The sequence below is a fragment of the Pseudomonas sp. Marseille-Q1929 genome (genome assembly GCF_017316265.1).
In the GTDB taxonomy this organism is placed as follows: domain Bacteria; phylum Pseudomonadota; class Gammaproteobacteria; order Pseudomonadales; family Pseudomonadaceae; genus Aquipseudomonas.
The window spans coordinates 32592-51913 of sequence record NZ_JAFLWU010000015.1 but is presented as its reverse complement, the minus strand read 5'-3'; the positions used below and the strand labels follow the sequence as shown (position 1 = coordinate 51913).

At 62.1% G+C, this 19322-nt stretch carries 12 protein-coding genes; 10 read left to right on the top strand and 2 right to left on the bottom strand.

The annotated features are described in order from the left end of the window. Positions 1-61 precede the first annotated feature (61 nt). Entirely contained in the window at positions 62-4582 is a 4521-nt protein-coding gene (locus tag J1G37_RS17065) for a hypothetical protein (protein WP_207043631.1), read from the bottom strand. 205 nt (positions 4583-4787) lie between these two features. Beyond that, entirely contained in the window at positions 4788-10676 is a 5889-nt protein-coding gene (locus tag J1G37_RS17060) for a DUF4329 domain-containing protein (protein WP_207043629.1), read from the bottom strand. 263 nt (positions 10677-10939) lie between these two features. On the opposite strand from J1G37_RS17060, the gene urtA reads away from it, so the two are divergent. The 10 genes from urtA to J1G37_RS17010 all read left to right on the top strand — a co-directional run bounded on the left by urtA (position 10940) and on the right by J1G37_RS17010 (position 19253). Beyond that, positions 10940-12205 (top strand): urea ABC transporter substrate-binding protein, encoded by a 1266-nt coding sequence (gene urtA / locus J1G37_RS17055; RefSeq protein ID WP_207043627.1) that lies wholly within the window; start codon positions 10940-10942, stop codon positions 12203-12205. A gap of 133 nt (positions 12206-12338) precedes the next feature. After that, positions 12339-13841, top strand: coding sequence for an urea ABC transporter permease subunit UrtB (gene urtB / locus J1G37_RS17050; protein ID WP_207043625.1), 1503 nt, complete (start codon positions 12339-12341; stop codon positions 13839-13841). Beyond that, complete coding sequence (urtC, locus tag J1G37_RS17045) at positions 13841-14908, top strand: urea ABC transporter permease subunit UrtC (RefSeq protein WP_207043623.1); 1068 nt, start codon at positions 13841-13843, stop codon at positions 14906-14908. The genes urtB and urtC overlap by 1 nt, the downstream gene beginning before the upstream one ends. Then, entirely contained in the window at positions 14905-15738 is an 834-nt protein-coding gene (gene urtD / locus J1G37_RS17040) for an urea ABC transporter ATP-binding protein UrtD (RefSeq protein WP_207043621.1), read from the top strand. The genes urtC and urtD overlap by 4 nt, the downstream gene beginning before the upstream one ends. Before the next feature lie 132 nt (positions 15739-15870). Then, a complete protein-coding gene (urtE, locus tag J1G37_RS17035) occupies positions 15871-16569 on the top strand; it encodes an urea ABC transporter ATP-binding subunit UrtE (RefSeq protein ID WP_207043619.1) in 699 nt (232 codons plus the stop codon). 30 nt (positions 16570-16599) lie between these two features. Continuing rightward, positions 16600-17439, top strand: a complete 840-nt coding sequence (locus tag J1G37_RS17030) for an urease accessory protein UreD (RefSeq protein ID WP_207043617.1) — start codon at positions 16600-16602, stop codon at positions 17437-17439. A gap of 148 nt (positions 17440-17587) precedes the next feature. Next, positions 17588-17890 (top strand): urease subunit gamma, encoded by a 303-nt coding sequence (locus J1G37_RS17025; protein WP_010213535.1) that lies wholly within the window; start codon positions 17588-17590, stop codon positions 17888-17890. A 9-nt stretch (positions 17891-17899) separates the two neighbouring features. Continuing rightward, positions 17900-18412, top strand: a complete 513-nt coding sequence (locus tag J1G37_RS17020) for a GNAT family N-acetyltransferase (protein ID WP_207043615.1) — start codon at positions 17900-17902, stop codon at positions 18410-18412. 5 nt (positions 18413-18417) lie between these two features. Beyond that, on the top strand, positions 18418-18951 hold the full coding sequence (locus tag J1G37_RS17015; RefSeq protein ID WP_207043614.1) for a GNAT family N-acetyltransferase: 534 nt from the start codon (positions 18418-18420) through the stop codon (positions 18949-18951). Then, positions 18948-19253, top strand: a complete 306-nt coding sequence (locus J1G37_RS17010; protein ID WP_207043613.1) for an urease subunit beta — start codon at positions 18948-18950, stop codon at positions 19251-19253. Before J1G37_RS17015 ends, J1G37_RS17010 begins: the two co-directional genes overlap by 4 nt. Positions 19254-19322: the final 69 nt, after the last annotated feature.

The following is a 19322-nucleotide window of genomic DNA, read 5'->3' as shown; positions in this document are numbered from 1 at the left end:
CGGCACCTTGATTTTCAGGGCCGGGCGCGGTTTCAGATCGGTAGATAAATAGCCTGCGTCGTCAGAGTTCGTCCCTGGCGCGGGGCCCGGGTTGAATGTATTGGCGTGGAATGTCTTCACCGTTGCGCTTCGTCCATTCCACTTTCAATACGCCCCGTCGCGTCCAGTAGTCGTCATGCTCCAGTATCCTCAAAACGCCAGCGCTGGCCAGCCGAGCAAGCCACTGCGCGGGCGGATACGGCGTTGGGTCGAGGAGTCCGTCGGCAAACAGCTGTTCTTCGTAGTCTGTCCAGGCGGGCTTGTAGTTGAGCAAGGCGCCCTGGCGTGTGGATAGATAGCAATATCCGCCGCGGCCCCTACCGACCCGTAACAGGTTGCGGTAAAAACCCAACTCTTGGCGTGAAGCAAAATGCTCACTCACCCGTCGATCCTCGGCACTGTCACCCTCGACGGCAGCCCTTGCCTTGAAGAACAAGTGGGCCGCGTAAAGCTTGAAGCCTGCGGGATACGCCGGCACCGGCGGGGATGGCGCCAACAACGTGCTTTCGTACAAAAACAGCCGCTCAGAAGCGTACGACTCAATACCCCGGTCGACCTGTGGCTGGACTGCCAGGAACGCAGTACTCGCCGAGTCCTCCAGCACCAGCCCCATGAACTCGCCCGACGAACCGGCCCCAAGCCGGCGACGAGCGTCGCGGGCCGCGTCATCCGGGTGGGAAAAGAGCGGCCCGAATGTCAGTCCAGGGTCTATTGCCGGTGCCGCACGACGCGGCATCCAATCACCGGTCACCCGGCCTTTAGTGCTCCATATCGCACTCGTTACCCGCACCGTCAACGGCACGCCCACAGCCACCTGGCGTACATACGCCAAAGGCAACAACATGCCCCGGCTCAGGCGCGCCAGGTCGGTAGCCGCCGCGTCCATATCCATCCCGACAGGCACGCCATGGCTGGGCTCCAACTGCAACCACGCACCGTCGGCACACCCCAGGAACACCGGCAAATACCCTTGCTTTTTCGAGCCCCTGATACCCCAGGTTCGAGCCAGGTCGGTGGGCGAAACAAAATTTCGGTACACCGCGCTATCGGGCAAAATTTCCGGCTGCTCCGGTGGGCACAGGTACAGCCCCTTCAACTCAAAGCCCTCCGGCGGCGCGCCATTGAACAACAACCGATCCAATTTCAACGGTTCCCCGTCGACCAGCGTTGTCAGGCTGGCCACGTATTGTTCAGCGTGACGGGCCTTGAGTACCACGCCATAGCTCAATGCCTGGCGAAGGTCATTTTGCTCACGGACCCACTGCAACGCATCGTCCATCTGCACAAAAATCGGGCTGAACGGAACATCCACTGTCACCCCGGGCCACTTCGTCAGCCAGCTTTTGACACGCCCCGCGCGGCCCCACGAACCGCTGCCCGTGACGACGCGCAACACCAGCGCGCGGGCGACCCGGTCAACATATTCGCGGGGCTGCAGCGTGCCGTCGCGCATGGACCGTTCGATCGCGTTGTCCAGCGGCTCGGCGCCGGCACGCACGCTCAACAACCCGGCGAGAGAGTGCTCAAGCGCACCGCCTTGGGTCGCCACACTCAACAAGGCGCCATTGGCACACATCAAGTATTCCAGGCCAGTAAACGTGTGCGGGTCGAGATGGGACAGGTTGAGCATCGCGCCCAGGAAATCCGTCGCCCACATGTTCTGGTACAACTCCCGCTCATTGTCACTCAGTGCAAATGGCAGTTGCCCTGGCACCCGCGAGTGATAGCGCGCCACCGCGGTACTACCGCCCAGGAACTGCGACTGGTCAACCAACGAGTCGAGGCGAATCCACCCTGGCGCAAAATCCTCCACGTACACCGCGACCGGTTCCGTGGCGGTAAACAAACCGTCGGTCCGCCGCAGGATCAGCCCGCCGTACACCTGTTTGCGCGCGTAGCCCATGCGCGCCTGTGCATAACGCGCGGCATCATCGGCACTCAGAAACACCGGGGCGAGCTGACGTCGGTTGATTTGTGCAAAAGGGACCCACTGGGTGCCCACTCGCCCTGGCTCGTCCCAGCACTCGCTGGTCGTCAACACTGTCAGTTGCCCATCCCGTGCCGCATAGCGCACGTACGCCTGTTCGGTCAGTGTCAACCCGAGCTTGGCCGGGAGCGCACGCGGATCGGCTGCGCCCTTTTCGTCCTGAAACAACCATGAGGGCTCATCGCCGGTGCGGTACTCCAGCAAACTCCCGTCGAGGGGCGACAGGTAAAGCGTCAGGTCGTGCAACGGGTTCAAGCGACGTACGCCCTGCTGATCGAACAGCGCGTGGTAAAAATCATTGGCCCCGATAAAGTGCCGGACTAACCAGGCGGCATACCCGGTCAGGCTTCTGGGCAACCGGCTGGCGCGGTAGTAGACGCAATGCACCGCAAATGACTCGATCAACGCCGGCGCACCGAACTCACTGGCGTGGTACAGGCGATCCAGCACCTCCCCCGGTACCGTCTGCGTGGCGACGAATGCTTCGCTGTTCTTGTGCTTGAGCACAAAACCCAGGCCGCACGCGTCGATTGCGTACGCCCGCCGCCCACGTTCACAGGCCTCGGCAACCGCCTCACGGGCGCTGGAAAAGACCGGCCCCAGCTCGGGTTGCGCCGGCACCCCATGACGGTCAAGCACGTGAGGGGGCGACCAGTCGCTTTCGACCTTGCCAGGAGGCCCCCACAACGCGCTGCCCACCACGACCCGCAGCTCACCCGCCAGGCCGAGCTCCAGCACGGCACCACTCGGGACCTGGGTCCGAGCCTGCAATTGCTGATGCAGCTGGCTGCCGCCACTGCCCGGCGCAGTCAGCTCGAACAACGCCGTGCCAGGCCCCGCCGTGAACGCCTGGAAGGCCAGCAGGCTATCTGGCGCCCCGGACAAATAAGCCAACGGTATGGCAGTGCCCAGTGCGAGTACTCGATGGATATCAGTGTCCATGAACATCTGCGCCGCGACACGCGCCTCTACCCCGTCCCATGTCTGCCCCACCGTCTCGCTGCGCGCGCGCGAACTGTAGAGGCCATACACACTCAACCCCTCGGGTAACTCGATAGGCACACCAGCGCTGTCGACGGCGAAAACCCGGCTCAAGTCGAAGCGGCCGGCAGCGTTCACTTGCGGCAGCGTTGCGACGAAGCGCTGCTGCGCGTTCTGGAGAATCAGGCCGATGTACTCACGCTCCCTGCGACTACCAATCAGTGCATGGGCATACCGCGCGGCATCGTCTGCCAACACAAACACCGGGCTCAAGCCCGGAAAAGCAGGCTGTGCGGGCCGCTGCCAATGCGCGTTGACCCGTCCGGTGGTACGCCACAGCGCGCTGGTTTTCAAGACGCTCAAATCCCCCGCAGCAGCGACACGCCGTACGTAAGCCTCGCCCGTCAGGCGCCCGCTGTCCAACTCGGTTTGCAGGCCGTTATCAACACTGCGCTCGGGCACCTGGTCCGCATTGTAGAGCCAGGATTCAGCCGCCGAACCGGAAAAGGTGTAGCGCAACTGCGCGCCGTCAAGGAGGCTTATGTACAGCGCACTCGCGGCAATGTTTCCCAGGTATTTCCTGTAGAGCGCATGGGCCAATGTCTGGGGCTGAACAAACCGCGCGTAGAGCCTTGGATCTTGCACGGTCGGCGGTAAAGAGACCTTGCCGGCAAATACATAAAACGCCTCGACGTAAAAATTGTTCGGCAAGTAGAACCCGCCGTCGGTGTCGGTGAGCAAGATCCGCAGGGGGTCAAAGTCCGCCGGCCGAGCCTCTATCGGCTCAGTCACAGTAAAGGAGTCCGAGCTCAGGTTCTTGAGCAAAAAACCCATTTGCTGAAGCGTTGGCCTGCGTAACATCAAGCGATGAGCCACCGCCATGGCCTCCTCGGCAGTCGGGCAAACCTGGCTGAAATACGGCTGATAAACGCGTGTCTGCGGGCTTGCGGTAAACGCTTGCCACTGAGCCGTAAGACGCCCCCGCCATCCCGCCCAGATCTCAGAGGTCACCACTACCGATACCTCACCGTATCCCATCAGCTCGCGGACATAGTTCTCCACGGGCTTGCGTTCCACAGGCAGCGACAGTCCTTGCTCCTTCGGTGTCGCGGTCATGACCGCCTCGGCGGGCATGTGAGACACGAATCTAACCAGCGCCCCCTCTGGACTACCGGTGAAAAACACCAGGCCGTGCGAATGGGACGCCACGACCGCCGTGGCACTTGGAACACTCTGGATCAGCGCAATGCGCTGCGCCGTCCAACTTGGCTGCAAACGCTGTATTTCAGCGCTAAGGTCGACGTCGTGAAAATAGTATCCGGCGTAGCGATAACCTTGCGGCAACTGGCGGTCATGGGCGGACGCCAGGGTGATGGCATCCGCAAACAGCAAGTCCTGCAACGAGGTTGCAACGGGGTGGGTCGCACAAAAAGCGCTTTCGGAAGCCCTGAGAATGTAACCGCCCATGGACGTCCCCAGGGGGGTTGGCAATTGCGCCATGGCATAACGAGCAGCGTCGTCAGCCATCGGGAACGATGGGCTCAGGGTGTTCGCCAATACAGTTTCAGTGTGCATCGGCATAACGTAATCCCTTGTTTGGTCGTGGTTGATACCGGGCATCACGTGTTGCGCGCTTGTAGGGTTCTTCCATGAATACACCTCATCATCAAGATTCGATAAATCAGGCCCGCACTTCACCGTGCCGGCCTGAACATGCCCTCATCTTGAAAGCGGCGCCCCCACGTGGGGGGCTACATAAATAACATCCTGCGCAAGCGCCTTACTGCCGCCGCAACGCCATCAAGAATCCTGTCCATACGTGCCCGCGCGGCTGCCAGAAACTGTCGGGTTCCAGGATGTACAACTTGCCGGTATTGACCAGGGCGGTGATCGCTTGGCTGGGTTTGTCGCGCAGGTAGTACGGCCAGTCTTCGCGCAGCAGTTTGCTTTCAGCGTCGAGATAACTGGGCAGGTAGGCCAGCAACGCGCCGTTGCGGGGCGTGAGGTAGTAACGGGCGCCAACCACGTTATCGACACGCAGCATCTCGATAAACGCCCTTATTTCCGTGCGCGGCAGGAAGTTACGCGCAAATGCCTCCTCATGCCGGTCTGCCAGGGCTTCGCGGTCACGCTCAATGTTGTAGAGCTGCTGCACACCGATCACTTGATAACCCACCGGGTATTTGGGCGATGGCTTGGGTTCGCGCAGGTTCATCACATGGCCGAACAAGCGTTGGTAAGCCGGCGTTGAGGCGCGCAGCCCCACCTCTACGGGCGACGCGTTGTCCAGCTCCGGCTCGGTGATCAGGACGGTGCTGGCGGGCACAGTACCGTTGCCGAGAATCGCCCCCAGCCAGGCGTTGCTGGAATCATGGCGCAAGCGACGCCATTGGTAGCGGGCCGCATCGTCGGCATGGGAAAAGAATGGGCCCAGGGCGATTCGCTCAGTCTCACCCGGGACGTAGGCAATGGCTTCGCGTGGCGTCCAGCTTTGCGACACCGGCCCCTGGCTTGCCCAGATTTCACCACGGACCAGCACTTCGAGGACGCCTGCACGGGCCACCTTGCGGATGTACTCGGCAGGGTTGAACGGGCCGTTGAGTTTTTTCACATAGGCTTGCAGCCGGGTTTGCGAATCCCAGTCGCTGTCGAGTACTGCGGCCTGGTATTTGAGCAGCGCCCCGTCAGCGCACGACAGGTACAGCGGCAGGAAAGTATCCGCACCTGCCGTGTACTGACGCACCGCCCCCAAGGCGCTGCGCAACAGGCTCGGGTTGACGAAACTGCGATAAACCGGTGAAGCGCTCAGCTCACGGGGCTGCTGCTGCGGCGCAAGCACATACACCCCTCGCACCGTACAGGTCGGCGGTAATACTCCACCCGGCCACACACGGCTGCGGGGGAACTGCGCGCCGTCACCGAACACTGGCCGGCTGGCCATCCAGTGTCCGTTATTGGCCTTGACGATAAACCCGAACCTCAACTCACTGCGGTCCCCGGCGTGTCGATGGATATCACGGGCCACATCGTCGATATGGCTGAACACCGGCCCGCAGGCACGGTCCGCTGTCGCATAAGGCGTTTTTTCAGGACTGACGAATTCACCCGCCACCCGCCACCCTCGCGGCAATTGCTGCGCATTGCCCCACAGGTCACTGCCCTGCACGACCTGCATGGCCGCGACGTTGAGCACCTGGTTGACCACCTCGCTGGGCGTTTTACGACCGTCGCGCAGTTGTTGCTCAATGGCGTTGCTGTGGGGGTCGTGGGGCGTCTGAGCGGCAGGCGCCAACGCCTGTTGCAGGCTCTGGCGGTCCAGCACCCGTTGGGCTTTCTGCCGGGCGTTCTGAAAGTCGATCCCGTGGCCATTGCAATTGAAGCCGATCAACGAGCCATCGAGCCCCAACAAGTATTCATTCGACCACAGGTGGCTGCAGGTGAACGCGGTGGCCAGTACGTCGGTGGAAAACATGCCGCGGTATACCGCCAATTCCTCCTCATCAAGCAGGAACGCTGGCAGCCTGTCGCGCCGCGAGCGATAGCGCGCCACCAGGGTTGTCCCAGGCGCCAAAAAGTCCGGAAGTACGTCCTCGTCGGGCAGGATGAACTTGGGATCAAAGTCTTCCGAGGGCACGGTGACCGGCTCGGTTGCCACGAATAAACCATCGGTGCGCCTGAGTACCAACCCGCCATAGATGGATTCACGCCCTGGCCCCAGCAATGCCTGGGCATAACGCACCGCGTCTGCCTGCTGGTAAAACGCCGGGCTCAAGGCCCGGCGGCTGAAGTCTGCGTAGGGCAGCCAGTCGGCGGTCAACACGCCGCTTTCATCCCAGCAGTCATTGGTGGCGATCACGCTCAACCCCGCTTCACGAATGACCCGGTGAACAAAGTCCTGGGCAGTCAGTTGACCGCTGGCCAGCAAGGTGTGGACATCTTCGAACTGGCCCGACGCATGCTTTTGCGCATCGAACAAGGTCGTCTTAACCGCTGGCTGGTAGCGCAGCAACGCATTGTCCAGGGTCGACACATACACCGCCAAGGTCGTGGTGCTGCCCAGCGTTTGCCAGCGCTTGGCGGCCAGGAACGCGACGTACAGATTGCTCGAGTCGATAAAATGCGCCGCCAGCCAGAGCTCGCCATTCGACAAGCCCTGGGGCTTCCATCGGCGCGCATAGAACAAGCCATGCAGGGTAAAACCGGACGGGTACACATAGCTGCCGACATCAGCGGCCTCGAACAAGCTCACCAGGCTGAACAACGGCGTGGCCCTGGTGACCGGTACCCTCTCGGACACCACGTATTCCTCCTTGTCTTGATGCTTGAGCACAAAGGCAAAGCAGGTTTGCGTTGAGCCAAAATCACGCCGTACACGGGCATGCGCATCCTGTGCCGCTTCATCCGCCGTGGCGAACACCGCACCGAAGACCACCTGCTCAGGCCGTTCGAAGGCTTGCTCGGACGCATAGGCTCGCCAGTGCGCGGCCACCGCTCCCGCCAGGCCCCACAAGCGGCTGCCTTGCACAATGCGCAACCCCAGGGTCGCCAGTGCGGCCACCATGTTTTCCGGGCGCAACCCACCCTCGCCGCGTTGCCGATCCAGCGCATTGCCTTGCGCGCCCGGCTCAAGTTGTTTGAGCAGGGCCAGCTCGGCGGTGGAGCCGCTGAGGTCATACCCAAGCAGCGCGTCTTCGTCGCTGGACAAGTACGCCACCGAGACCTGATGGCGGTTGCCGATGAGGTAGCGCAGGTCATCATCGCCAAACAGCTGCCAGTCAACATAAGCCTCGTTGCGCGACCAGCCGTAACGCTCCATGCGCGTGCGATCCAGCAGCGCATGCGCCGTGCACGACGCGTATTGCCCGTACAGCGTGAAACCCTGCGGCACGATCATGGTACCCAGGTGATCCGTGGGAAACAGCGCGCCCAGGTTGAACCGCTGCCCATAAGGACACAGCCAAGGCAGCGTGACGACAAACCGTTGCCCGGTGGTTTGCAGGATCACCCCGCAATACTGCGCATCACGCTGCCGGCCAACCTGCTCATGGGCAAACGCCGCCGCATCGTCGGCGCTCAGGAAGGGACGGCTGAGGGTCAGCTTCGGGTAGCGCAGGAACGGCACCCAGTTGCTGTCGCCCGTCCCGTCGACATCCCCCATCGAACCCACCTGCTGCACCGCCAGCCGCCCCGCCGCCGCCACTTGCCGCACGAATTGCTGAGGCGTCGAGTGCTTGGCAATCAGCGATGCCAGGTGACCGTTGTCGGTGACGACGCCCGTCGGGGTAACGCCATAAAGCTGGCTCTCCAAAGTGCTGCCGGAAAAAGTGTACTTGAGCCGCGCACCGTCGCGGGTACTCAGGTAAAGCACGCGCAGCGGGTTAATCGGCTCGCGCGATTCGGCAATGGCCGCCGCCAACTCTCCAGTCGAAATGAAGCTTTCGTACAACCAGTGTTGCTCGATCTTCAAGCCCAGCGGCGGGCGAGGCGCATGACAGACGCCGAAGGGCACGTAGCCCGTCGGCAGGCCATTAAACACATGCTGCCGAGAAAATACCGGCAGGCCTGGGCGCAGGGCCACAGGGAGGGTGACCACGTAGGCGTCGGCCTTGAGTGACTTGAGGATGAACGACAATTCCCCGCCGATCGCCGCTAACTGGTCCTGACCATAGGTGGCGGCCGTATCCGCATGCTCGAATACCCAGCTGTAGGTCGGTGGCACCGGCGCGGCGGAAGTAAACGACCGGTAGGCGGCCCACGCGCTCGGGATCTTGCCCAGCGAGCCACCCCAGGCGGGGCTGGTTTGCAGCACATGCAGCTCGCCCAGGCGCACCATTTTGCGGACCATTTCAACCGAGCTGCCGTCAAAGCCATCCAACTGCGGCTTGAAGCTTTTGACACGCAGAGCCTCTATCAGGAACCCGCTGAAATCGCGCTCCAGTTGAGTGTTGCTACGCACGTATTTGACCAGCGACTCAAACGGGCTTGAGTAATACAGGGCGGGGACGTTAACGTCAGCGGCCATGACGCTGGCGGTGAATTCATAGTTGGGCGTGCTCAAGTAAAGCTTGGCCTCATCCTCCAGCGACAGCTTTTTGCCCTGTTGCACCTCTTCCTCCGTCCGGTCCTGCAAGCCCTGTTTGGCGGTCTCGAGGATATTCGCCATCAGTACCACAAACCCGGCATAACGATACCCGGTCGGCAGGAACAGCTCGGTGACAACCTTGCCGTCAAAGGTGAGGCCCAATTGGCGGCTGAGCGCCGACTCGCCGATGGCGGCCGTCGACACGAAGAGGTCATCGTCACGCTGCAGAACGTAGCCGAGCTGCAGCGATTTCCGCGCATGCGGGCGCTCATGCAGGTAACGCGCAGCATCGTCGGCCGTGATAAAGGCCGGGCTCATGGTTTTTTGCAGTTGCTCAAAGGAAGCCTGGGCCAGCACGCCTTGCGACGGTGGGTCTGTCGGCCGCTGAAACGTCACGATCTCGCCAATCCCCAGCATGCTCTGGGCAAACGTCACCAAGGGCAGGGTCTGCTCCCTCAATTGACTTTCGATAGCCACGCCATCATCGCCGAGGTACCGGGCTTCTGCGTCCGTGCCGGTATACTGGTAGGCCCAGAGCCGACCGTCCCAACCACGCAGGACCAGGCGCATTTGAGGTTCGCGGCTGTACAACGTCGGGGCCGCCTTCACTTGCCCGTCCACGGCGGCCAACAGTGTCGGGGGAAAAAATGATGGACGCAGCCACATCCCGGCGGTGCCCAGCCGGCAATAGACGGCACTGATACGAAAACCGGACGGTAGCTTCACACCGCCATCCGCGCGCTTGGGAAACAGCCGCGATGGGTCAGTCAACTCGCGGCGCTCCCAGGCCTGGGTGGGCACGATGTATTCATCTTTATCGAGGGCCTTGAGCTGGTAGCCAAACACCGGCTCCGGCCCCTCTGGCAAAAGATGCCCCAGGCTTGGGGTGGATGCGATTTTGGAACACAGTGGCTGCATCCCCGCATCGCTCAACGGGGTACCCAGTTTCCAGCTCTTGGTAACGCGCCCTCGCTCACCGCCCCAGGCACTGTTGGCCACGACGACCGTCAGTTCACCCGCCTCGGCCAGCAGCGGAATGAAATCGTCAAAGGAGTGCAGTTTTTTATAACTATCCAACGCTATACGCTTGCGAAGCTCACGCTCCTTGGGCGTATCGCTGGTCACATATTTGAGCAGCCCGCCATCAGGCCCAGACAAGTAGTGGGCAGGCACGACAGCGCCTAAATCGATGATGAGTCGCGTGTCGTGGTAAGAAAAAAAACCTCTGAGGACACTGCGTTGCGCCTCCGTCAGCGAGCTGTTTTTAAACTTCTCGTTGGCGTCAGGATGTGAGTGATAAAACGCGTAGGGGGCATAGCCGGACGGCAGCAGCATCTTGCCCTCATCGTCCAGGGCAATCACGTCAGACGGGGTGAACTCATGCGCGCCGCCGCGCACAGGCGTCGAAGCATAAAAGCGCCCAGCTTTGCGAAGAATCGCGCCGCCGTATTCTGCATCGCGTTTGTCGATGCGCTGGTGCGCCCAGAACGCGGCGTCATCGGCGCTGATGAACGGCCCTTCGAGGGCCAGCTTTGCTTCCAGCGCAGGCGCGGGTAGATCGGAGGGGTACGGGTCATCCTCATTCATCATGGGCTCCATTAAGGGCAGTGGTTAAGGTTCCACCATCCTCGGTCGGCCACTGCGCGAACGTGCGCTACATAATGTTCGGCAGGCACCACAACAGCACATCGGCGTGCACGCGTACGCCCGACAAGCGCCACAATGGTGCGCGCCATGACCCGCACCGCCCTTCTGCACCCCTTGCCTGCCAGGCTTTACGACTTCGGCACAGCCTTTGCTATCTCCTCTTTATCAGCCATCCAAAAAAAATCGGTCACGGAGATTGCACCATGAAGCGTCGCAGCTTGATCAAGGCTTTCACTCTCTCGGCATCCATTGCCGCCATGGGCATGACCTGGACAATCCAGGCCGCCGAGACCATCAAGGTCGGCATCCTGCATTCGCTGTCGGGCACCATGGCCATCTCCGAGACCTCGCTTAAAGACATGGCGCTGATGACCATCGATGAGATCAACGCCAAGGGCGGCGTGAACGGCAAGATGCTCGAACCGGTGGTGGTGGACCCGGCGTCGAACTGGCCGTTGTTCGCGGAAAAGGGCCGGCAGTTGCTGACCCAGGACAAGGTCGCCGTGGTATTCGGCTGCTGGACCTCGGTGTCGCGCAAATCCGTGCTGCCGGTGTTCGAAGAACTCAACGGCCTGCTGTTCTACCCGGTGCAATACGAAGGCGAAGAGATGTCGCCGAACGTGTTCTACACCGGCGCAGCGCCGAACCAGCAAGCCATCCCGGCCGTGGAATACCTGATGAGCGAAGAAGGCGGCAGCGCCAAGCGCTTCTTCCTGCTGGGCACCGACTATGTGTACCCGCGCACCACCAACAAGATCCTGCGCTCGTTCCTGCATTCCAAAGGCGTAGCGGATAAAGATATCGAAGAGGTCTACACCCCGTTCGGCCACGCCGATTACCAGACCATCGTGGCTAACATCAAAAAGTTCTCGGCCGGCGGCAAGACTGCGGTGATCTCCACCGTCAACGGCGACTCCAACGTGCCGTTCTACAAGGAACTGGCCAACCAGGGCCTGAAAGCCACCGACGTACCGGTGGTGGCGTTCTCCGTGGGTGAAGAAGAACTGCGCGGCATCGACACCAAGCCGCTGGTGGGCAACCTCGCGGCGTGGAACTACTTCCAGTCGGTGGAGAACCCGGTGAACAAGAAATTCGTCGCCGACTGGAAAGCCTACGCGAAGAAACACAACCTGCCGGGCGCCGACAAAGCCGTGACCAACGACCCGATGGAAGCCACCTACGTGGGCATCCATATGTGGGCGCAGGCGGCGGAGAAGGCCAAGTCCACCGACGTCGACAAAGTGCGTGAAGCGTTGGGCGGGCAGACGTTTGCCGCGCCGTCGGGCTTCACCCTGACCATGGACAAGACCAACCACCACCTGCACAAGCCGGTGATGATCGGCGAGATTCAGGCCGATGGGCAGTTCTCGGTGGTGTGGCAGACCCAGGAGCCAATCCGCGCCCAGCCGTGGAGCCCGTACATTCCGGGCAATGACAAGAAGCCGGATTACGCCGTGAAGAGCAACTGACCCGAGGGGTGTCGGCACGTGAGGCCGACACAATCCCTGTGGGAGCTGGCTTGCCTGCGATAGCGATGTTGACTGACCCACCGCCATCGCAGGCAAGCCAGCTCCCACATTAGTTTGAGCAAGGCCCAATCATATGCCCACTGCCCTGTACCGCTTCATCCTCGCCGCCCTGCTGTTGCTGCCTTTCGCCGCACACGCCAGCGACGCCGAAGACTTCCTGGCCGCCAACCCGGCCCAACAAGCCAAGCTCCTCCAGGACTGGGCCGCCCAGCCCGACCCGGCACGCATCGAGCTGGTGGACGCCCTGCAACAAGGCCAACTCACGCTCAACGGTGAAACCAAGACCGTGCGCCTGAACAACCGCCTGCGCGGGCTGATCGACAACGTCCGCGCCAGCCAGCAACTGCTCGCCGCCGACCCCAAGGTGCGTTTGGCTGCGGCACAGGCCCTGCAAAAAACCGCGCAACCCGCGCAGCTCAAATTCCTCGACCAGCAGGTCGCCAGCGAGACCGATGAGGACGTACACACCGCCCTCAGCCTGGCCCTGGCCAACCTGCAATTGGTCGACACCGACCCGGCCGTGCGCCTCGCCGCCGTGCGTTTGCTCGGCAACACCGGCGACCCACTGGCGCGCACGCGCCTGGAAGCCTTGCTCGCCCCCGGCGTGGAAACCGATGCCGCCGTGCACACCGCCGCCGAAACCAGCCTGGCCCAGGTCAAGCGCAAGCTGATGGTGGGCGAGATCCTCGGCCAAGCCTTCAGCGGCATGTCCCTGGGTTCGATTCTGCTACTGGCTGCCCTCGGTCTGGCGATCACCTTCGGCCTGCTCGGCGTGATCAACATGGCCCACGGCGAAATGCTGATGCTTGGCGCCTATTCCACCTATGTGGTGCAAATGCTGATGCAGCGTTATGTGCCGCAAGCCATCGAGTTCTACCCGCTGATCGCGCTGCCGGTGGCGTTTTTTGTCACCGCTGCCATCGGCATGGCGCTGGAGCGCACGGTGATCCGTCACTTGTATGGCCGCCCGTTGGAAACCCTGCTCGCCACCTGGGGCATCAGCCTGATGCTGATCCAGCTGGTGCGTTTGGTGTTTGGTGCGCAGAACGTCGAAGTGTCCAACCCCGCCTGGCTGTCCGGCGGTATTCAAGTGCTGCCCAACCTGGTGCTGCCGTACAACCGCATTGTCATCATCGCGTTTGCGCTGTGCGTGGTGGTGCTGACCTGGCTGCTGCTGAACAAGACGCGCTTGGGCCTGAACGTGCGCGCCGTCACCCAGAACCGCAACATGGCGGCCTGCTGCGGCGTGCCCACCGGGCGCGTGGACATGCTCGCGTTCGGCCTCGGTTCCGGCATCGCCGGCTTGGGTGGCGTGGCGCTGAGCCAAATCGGCAACGTCGGCCCGGACCTGGGCCAGAGCTACATCATCGACTCCTTCCTGGTGGTGGTGCTCGGCGGTGTCGGCCAGTTGGCCGGTAGCGTCATGGCCGCCTTTGGCCTGGGCATCGCCAACAAGATTCTGGAACCGCAGATCGGCGCCGTGCTCGGCAAGATCCTGATCCTCGCGCTGATCATTCTGTTTATCCAGAAACGCCCGCAGGGACTCTTCGCACTGAAAGGACGGGTGATCGACTGATGAACCAGCCATTGATGCTCACGGCCACGCAAAAGGCCGGCCCCAAGGTAACGATTGCAGTAGGTGCGGTGATTCTGATCCTGCTGCTGGCGCTGCCATTGCTGTCGCTGCTGCCCGCCGACAGCGCCTTTCATGTCTCCGCCTACACCCTGACGCTGGTGGGCAAGATCCTCTGCTACGCCATCGTCGCCCTCGCCTTGGATCTGGTGTGGGGTTATGCGGGAATGTTGTCCCTCGGCCACGGTTTGTTCTTCGCCCTCGGTGGGTATGCGATGGGCATGTACCTGATGCGCCAGGCCTCCGGCGATGAGTTGCCGGCGTTCATGACCTTTTTGTCGTGGACCGAATTGCCGTGGTATTGGGTCGGCACCGAGCACTTCCTCTGGGCCATGTGCCTGGTGGTGCTGGCGCCGGGTCTGCTGGCGCTGGTGTTCGGTTTCTTCGCCTTCCGCTCGCGGATCAAGGGCGTGTATTTCTCGATCATGACCCAGGCGCTGACCTTCGCCGGGATGCTGTTGTTCTTCAGGAACGAGACCGGCTTTGGCGGCAATAACGGCTTCACCAATTTCCGCAGCATCCTCGGTTTTGGCATCACCGAACCGGGCACGCGGGCGGTGCTGTTTGTCGCGACGGTGCTGTTGCTGGTGGCGAGCCTGTACATCGGCTGGCGCCTGGCACAAAGCAAGTTCGGCCGGGTGCTGACGGCGCTGCGCGATGCGGAGAACCGCCTGATGTTCTGCGGCTACGACCCGCGCGGCTTCAAGCTGTTCGTGTGGGTGTTGAGCGCGGTGCTGTGCGGTTTGGCCGGGGCGTTGTATGTGCCGCAGGTGGGCATCATCAACCCCAGCGAGATGTCGCCGACCAACTCCATCGAAGCCGCCGTGTGGGTGGCCCTTGGCGGGCGCGGCACGTTGATCGGCCCGCTGCTCGGCGCCGGAGTGGTCAATGGCATGAAGAGCTGGTTCACCGTGGCGTTCCCGGAATACTGGCTGTTCTTCCTTGGGGCGCTGTTCATCATCGTCACCCTGTACCTGCCCAAGGGCGTGATCGGGCTGCTGAAGAAATGAGGAACGTCATGCTGGAACCTATTTTCGACGCCGGCAGCGGCCGTGATGCCATCGGCCTTGGCCAGGCGGCAGGCAAGGGCCTGAATACGCGCCACGGCACCATCCTGACCCTGGAAGACATCAGCGTCAGCTTTGATGGTTTCAAGGCCCTCAACAACTTGAACCTGTACATCGGCGTGGGCGAGCTGCGCTGCATCATCGGCCCCAACGGCGCGGGCAAGACCACGCTGATGGACGTGATCACCGGCAAGACCCGGCCCAGCCACGGCACCGCCTGGTTTGGCGAAAACCTCGACCTCACCGGCATGAGCGAAGTGCAGATCGCCCAGGCCGGCATCGGCCGAAAGTTCCAGAAACCCACGGTGTTCGAAGCCCTCAGCGTGTTCGAAAACCTGGAGCTGGCGCAGAAGACCGACAAATCCGTGTGGGCCAGCCTGCGCGCGCGCCTGAGTGGCGAGCAGAAAGACCGTATCGATGAAGTGCTCGACACCATCCGCCTCACCGCCTCGGTACAGCGCCCGGCCGGCTTGTTGTCCCACGGGCAGAAGCAGTTCCTGGAAATCGGCATGTTGCTGATGCAAGACCCACAACTGTTGCTGCTGGACGAACCGGTGGCGGGCATGACCGACGCCGAAACCGAATTCACCGCCGAACTGTTCAAGCGCCTGGCGGGCAAGCACTCGCTGATGGTGGTGGAGCACGACATGGGTTTTGTCGGCGCGATTGCCGACCATGTGACCGTGTTGCACCAGGGCAGCGTGCTGGCTGAAGGGTCGTTGGAGCAGGTGCAGGAAAATGAGCGCGTGATCGAGGTTTACCTCGGCCGATAAGGCTGCCACAGACTGCTTTATGTGGGAGCTGGCTTGCCTGCGATAGCGGTGCATCAGATACATCGCTATCGCAGGCAAGCCAGCTCCCACATTTGAACCGGTTCCCACAGGGGGATCGAGGAGGTTTTGGATATGTTGCAAGTCGAAAAACTGCACCAGTACTACGGCGGAAGCCACATCCTGCGCGGGCTGTCTTTTGACGTGAAGGTCGGCGAAGTCACCTGCCTGCTCGGCCGCAACGGCGTGGGCAAGACCACCTTGCTCAAGTGCCTGATGGGCCTGCTGCCGGCCAAAGAAGGCGCGGTGAACTGGGAAGGCAAGGCAATCACCGGCTTCAAACCGCACCAGCGGGTGTACGCCGGCATCGCCTACGTGCCTCAGGGCCGCGAGATTTTTGGGCGGCTGACGGTGGAAGAAAACCTGCTGATGGGCTTGGCGCGCTTCCCAGGCTCCGAGGCCAAGGAAGTCCCGGCGTTTATCTACGAGCTGTTCCCGGTGCTGCTGCAAATGAAACACCGGCGTGGCGGCGACCTGTCCGGCGGCCAGCAGCAACAGTTGGCGATTGGCCGTGCGCTGGCCAGCCGTCCGCGCTTGCTGATCCTCGATGAACCCACCGAAGGCATCCAGCCCTCGGTGATCAAGGAGATCGGTGCGGTGATCAAAAAACTCGCCGCCCGTGGTGATATGGCAATCCTGTTGGTGGAGCAGTTCTACGACTTTGCCGCCGAACTGGCCGACCAGTACCTGGTGATGTCACGGGGTGAAATCGTCGCCCAGGGCCGTGGTGAAAATATGGAAAGCGAGGGTGTGCGTGGCCTCGTTACCATCTAATCTGTGGCGTCCTGATAAAAAGCACACACCATGAACCTGCCCGTTACCCCTGCCCTGTTCACCCCCAGCTGGCACGCCGAGCTGAACCTCGGCTACGCGCGTTTCGGCGACACCACGCGCCCGGTGATGCGCCGCCACCTCGGCCCGCTGCGGGTGCAAAAGCACCTGTACGCCGAAGGCCCCGAGGTGTGCCAACACATCATCGTGCACCCGCCTGGCGGGATTGCCGGCGGTGATCGCCTGGACATCAGCGCCCATGTCGGCAGCGGCGCCTGGGCGCAGCTGACCAGCCCTGGCGCGGCCAAGTGGTACCGCGCCAGCGGGCCGGCGTTTCAACAACTCGATCTGACGGTCGAAGCCGGGGCGACGCTGGAATGGCTGCCCCAGGAAACCATCGTATTCAGCGCGGCCCAGGCCGAACTGACCACGCGCATCGAGCTGCAAGGCGATGCGCGCCTGCTCTACTGGGACGTGGTCGCCCTCGGCCGCCCCGCCAGTGGCGAGCGGTTTGACCTGGGCCACTTTCAATCACACCTCGATATCCGCCGTGACGGCCAGTTGCTCTGGCATGAGCGCCAACGCATTGTGGGTGCCGATGGCTTGCTCGACTCGCCGATCGGGCTGGATGGGCGGCCGGTGTTTGCCACGTTGTTGCTGACGGGCGAGATTGACCCCGAATTACTCGAACAATGCCGTGCCCTGCCCCATGCCGTTCGCGGCGACTTGAGCCAATTGCCGGGCCTGTTGGTGGCGCGTTGCCTGACCAGTGAAGCGCTGTTGGCGCGGGCATGGCTGATTGATTTATGGAAATTGCTGCGCCCTGCCTTACTGGGCCGGGAAGCTGTTTCACCTAGAATCTGGAGCACATGAAGATCAAAACTGTGGGAGCGGGCTTGCTCGCGAATGCGGTGGGTCAGCAACAAATTTATTACCTGACATACCGCTTTCGCGAGCAAGCCCGCTCCCACATTTGATCTCAGTTGTTTATAAGAATGCAGTCTAAGAGAGACCTTGAACCATGGACCTGACCCCACGGGAAAAAGACAAACTGCTGATCTTCACCGCCGGCCTCGTCGCCGAGCGCCGCCTCGCACGCGGGGTGAAGCTCAACTACCCGGAAACCATCGCCTACATCTCCGCCGCCCTGATGGAGGGCGCCCGCGACGGCCGCACCGTGGCCGACCTGATGCACTTCGGCACCACCCTGCTCAGCCGCGAACAGGTGATGGAAGGCATCCCGGAAATGATCCCGGACATCCAGGTGGAAGCCACCTTCCCCGACGGCACCAAGCTCGTCACCGTCCACCAGCCGATTGCCTGAGAAGCCGCCATGATTCGTGATGCACTTGAAAGCGACCTGCCGGCGATCCGCGATATCTACAACGATGCGGTGCTGAATACGACGGCGATCTGGAACGAACAACCGGTGGACCTGGCCAACCGCCAAACCTGGTTCAACGCGCGCCAGGCGCAGCAGTATCCGATCCTGGTGTCGGTGGAAAACGGCGAAGTCACCGGCTACGCCTCGTACGGCGACTGGCGACCCTTCGAGGGTTTCCGCTACAGCGTCGAGCACTCGGTGTACGTGCGCAACGACCAGCGCGGCAAGGGCCTGGGCCCGCTGCTGATGCAAGCCCTGATCGAACGCGCGCGCAGCGGCGGCAAACACGTGATGGTCGCCGCCATCGAAAGCGGCAACCTCGCCTCGATCCGCCTGCATGAACGCCTGGGTTTCGTCACCACCGGGCAGATGCCCCAGGTGGGCATCAAGTTCGGCCGCTGGCTGGACCTGACCTTCATGCAACTGGCCTTGAACCCGGGCGCCGAGCCGCCCAAGGAGTGAGAGCGATGAGCGCGACCCAACTGCGTCGAGTCAATGCAGAAAGTTTCGCCCACTACCGCCTGGGCTTGATCGAGCTGTTGCTGGATGCGGTCAAGCACGGCGCTTCCGTTGGTTTCATGGGCGACTTTGACGAGTCTCAGGCACGCACGTATTTGAGCGGCGTGCAGGCCGCCATCGAAGACACCAGCCTGTTGCTGTGGGTGGTGGTGCGCGACGAACAGGTGATCGCCAGCGTGCAGTTGGCGCTGTGCCAGAAAGCCAATGGCCTGAACCGCGCCGAGGTGCAGAAACTGCTGGTGCACAGCAGCGCACGCCGCCACGGCCTGGGCCAGCAGCTGATGAACACCCTGGAGCTCGCCGCGCGCCAGCACAAGCGCGGCCTGCTGTACCTGGACACCGAAGCCGGCTCAGCGGCCGAGGCCTTCTACCAGTCGCTGCGCTACACCAAAATCGGTGAATTGCCCGACTACTGCCAAAGCCCGGACGGGCGCTACAGCCCGACCGCCATCTACTTCAAGACCCTGGGGCAACCTGCATGATTCCTGGTGAATATCAGATCCAGCCTGGCGAGATCGAACTCAACGTCGGCCGCCGCACGATCAGCCTGAGCGTGGCCAACAGCGGCGACCGGCCGATCCAGGTGGGTTCGCATTATCATTTTTTCGAGACCAATGACGCGCTGACGTTTGACCGCGCGGCGAGCCGGGGCATGCGCCTGAATATTCCGGCAGGGACGGCGGTGCGATTCGAGCCGGGGCAGAGTCGCGAGGTGGAGTTGGTGGATTTGAGCGGTGGACGGCGGGTGTTTGGGTTTGCCGGGCGGGTTATGGGTGATCTTTAGGGCCTCATCGCAGGCAAGCCAGCTCCCACAGTTGACCGAGTTGTCACTTTGGAATGCACTCACCTGTGG

Coding starts and splice junctions, on each gene's coding strand:
- J1G37_RS17065 (WP_207043631.1), bottom strand. CDS start 4,582: ATGCACACTGAAACTGTATTGGCGAACACCCTGAGCCCATCGTTCCCG.
- J1G37_RS17060 (WP_207043629.1), bottom strand. CDS start 10,676: ATGAATGAGGATGACCCGTACCCCTCCGATCTACCCGCGCCTGCGCTG.
- urtA (WP_207043627.1), top strand. CDS start 10,940: ATGAAGCGTCGCAGCTTGATCAAGGCTTTCACTCTCTCGGCATCCATT.
- urtB (WP_207043625.1), top strand. CDS start 12,339: ATGCCCACTGCCCTGTACCGCTTCATCCTCGCCGCCCTGCTGTTGCTG.
- urtC (WP_207043623.1), top strand. CDS start 13,841: ATGAACCAGCCATTGATGCTCACGGCCACGCAAAAGGCCGGCCCCAAG.
- urtD (WP_207043621.1), top strand. CDS start 14,905: ATGAGGAACGTCATGCTGGAACCTATTTTCGACGCCGGCAGCGGCCGT.
- urtE (WP_207043619.1), top strand. CDS start 15,871: ATGTTGCAAGTCGAAAAACTGCACCAGTACTACGGCGGAAGCCACATC.
- J1G37_RS17030 (WP_207043617.1), top strand. CDS start 16,600: ATGAACCTGCCCGTTACCCCTGCCCTGTTCACCCCCAGCTGGCACGCC.
- J1G37_RS17025 (WP_010213535.1), top strand. CDS start 17,588: ATGGACCTGACCCCACGGGAAAAAGACAAACTGCTGATCTTCACCGCC.
- J1G37_RS17020 (WP_207043615.1), top strand. CDS start 17,900: ATGATTCGTGATGCACTTGAAAGCGACCTGCCGGCGATCCGCGATATC.
- J1G37_RS17015 (WP_207043614.1), top strand. CDS start 18,418: ATGAGCGCGACCCAACTGCGTCGAGTCAATGCAGAAAGTTTCGCCCAC.
- J1G37_RS17010 (WP_207043613.1), top strand. CDS start 18,948: ATGATTCCTGGTGAATATCAGATCCAGCCTGGCGAGATCGAACTCAAC.